The sequence below is a fragment of the Halanaerobiales bacterium genome, assembly GCA_035270125.1.
GTDB lineage: Bacteria > Bacillota > Halanaerobiia > Halanaerobiales > DATFIM01 > DATFIM01.
The window spans coordinates 1-2,161 of the sequence record DATFIM010000113.1; the positions used below are offsets into that span (position 1 = coordinate 1).

Below are 2,161 nucleotides of genomic sequence, written 5' to 3' on the forward strand. Positions count from 1 at the left end.
CATCTCCACCTGCAGCCATGAAATCATTTGTTGCAACTTTATACATCTTATCATGATCAAGTGGTTTTCCATTAACTTCTATCTCTAAAACTCTTTCTCCAGCAGGTCTATCTTTAGCAAAAACAAAGGACATACCTGCAACCTGAGGGAATAATCCTTCATGGGCTGGGTATTTACTTAAACCATGCTCAACAGCTTCAAGTAAAGTTGATCCTTTTATTTCTTTTACTTCTACTATATTTCCAAATGGAAGAACTGTAACAACTTCTCCTCTAGTTATTTCTCCCTTATCAATAGAAGCTCTAATTCCTCCACCATTTGTAATAGCTACATCTGCATCAACAGCATCTAACATTGCATCTCCAAGAAGACTTCCTAAGTTTGTTTCTCCAGTTCTTACATATTGTCTCTCTCCATTTAATTCTACAGCTGTATTTCCTATAACTTCAGAAGTAATTTCTTCATTTTCAGCTTTAATTTCCTCAACTAATTCAACTACTTCTGGATCTTTTTCCAAATCCTGAGAATTTTCTTTTGTAAATAAAGAAGCAGTCATTTCAGTTATTTCATTATCACTTACATTAATTTCTACTATACCTACATTTTTATCGTATTCACCAGCCTGAACTATAAGTACATCATTTACCATTCTTCCTTCTTCTAAGGCATGATGACTGTGTCCATCAACTATAAGATCAATACCTTCTACTTCTTCAGCAACATCTATACTTGTATAATCACTACCTTCACTCATACCTAAATGGCTTAAAGCAATTATCATATCTGTTTTTCCCTGAAGTTCTTCAACCATTTTTTTAGAAACTTCAACGGGATCCATAAATTCCAAACCTTCTACAAGTTTTGGATGAGCCTTATAAGCAGTTTCAGGAGTAGCTAAACCAAAAATTCCTACTCTAAATCCATCAATTTCTTTTATAACATAATCATCAACTAATTGTGGCTCAAGGTTTGCTCCTAAAATAGGAAAATCTGTCATCTCATTAAGTTCTTTCAATCTTTCTTGACCATAATTAAAATCATGATTACCTACTGTTAAAGCATCATAACCCATGTGATTTAAAATCCTTACAATGCTTTCTCCTTCAGATAAATTAACAATATTTTGGCCATGGAAAGTATCACCAGCATCTAATAATAATACTTCTCCATCTTCACGATAATTATTCACTAAAGTTGATACTTTGGCAAAACCCATTCCAGCATAATCTCCTTCTTCAACTCTACCATGAGTATCATTAGTATGAAGAATCGAAAACTCAATATCCTGAGCCATTACTCCAGAACTAATAAATACTAATGCCAGCACTAAAATTAATACTTTTTTCATTAAATCATTCTTAATCATTAATAAATCCCCCCATTTTTATTATATTATTAATACAGTAAAATTTTTATGTTTTTACTGTATTTAACTAACTAACATACATTACCTTTAATTACTGATTTATTATCATACATATTATCATCTGCTTCTTTAAATATTTCATCAATATCTTCAAAGGGATTTGTTTTGGTAGCTAAACCCAGTGCTAAATTAATATCTATTTCTTTATAAGAGTAATTTGCTATATTGATATGAATTCTCTGCATAACTTTTTGGGCTGTCTTAGTATCTGTTTGAGGTAAAAGCAAACCAAATTCATCTCCACCCCAGCGGGCCAAGATATCATCTTCTCTACAATTTTCTTTTAATTTTTTAGCAATATTTTTTATTACTTTATCACCTTTATCATGTCCATATTTATCATTTACTTTTTTCAGATTATTAAGATCACCAATGATTATACTAAATGGAAGATTTCTTTTAACATCCAATCTTTCCATTTCTTCTTCAAAATAAGCTCTATTGTAAAGATCAGTTAAACTATCATGATACCCAAGATATTTAATTCTTTTTTCAGCCCTAATTCTTTTAATAGCAGCTGATGTATGAGCTATTAATAATTCAGTTAACTCAAGATCTACTTCATCAAAATAATCTTTTTTATTAGATATAACCTGGAAAATACCAAAATTATCAACTGGAACTGTCATAGCGGATTTATAAGCTGAATTTGCAGGTTCAGCATCAGGGTCATCCCTTACATCTCCAGTAATTCTGGATTCTCCACTTTGATATACTTTTCCGGCTACACCGGTA

The 2,161-nt window shown here is 31.4% G+C and carries 2 protein-coding genes; both read right to left on the minus strand.

The window, feature by feature from the left end; genetic code table 11:
• The coding region (locus VJ881_05980; GenBank protein ID HKL75598.1) for a 5'-nucleotidase C-terminal domain-containing protein at nucleotides 1-1,366 on the minus strand (1,366 nt) is incomplete at its 3' end.
• Nucleotides 1,367-1,437: 71 nt separating this feature from the next.
• Nucleotides 1,438-2,161: sensor domain-containing diguanylate cyclase (locus tag VJ881_05985; GenBank protein HKL75599.1), on the minus strand; the 724-nt coding region annotated here is incomplete at its 5' end.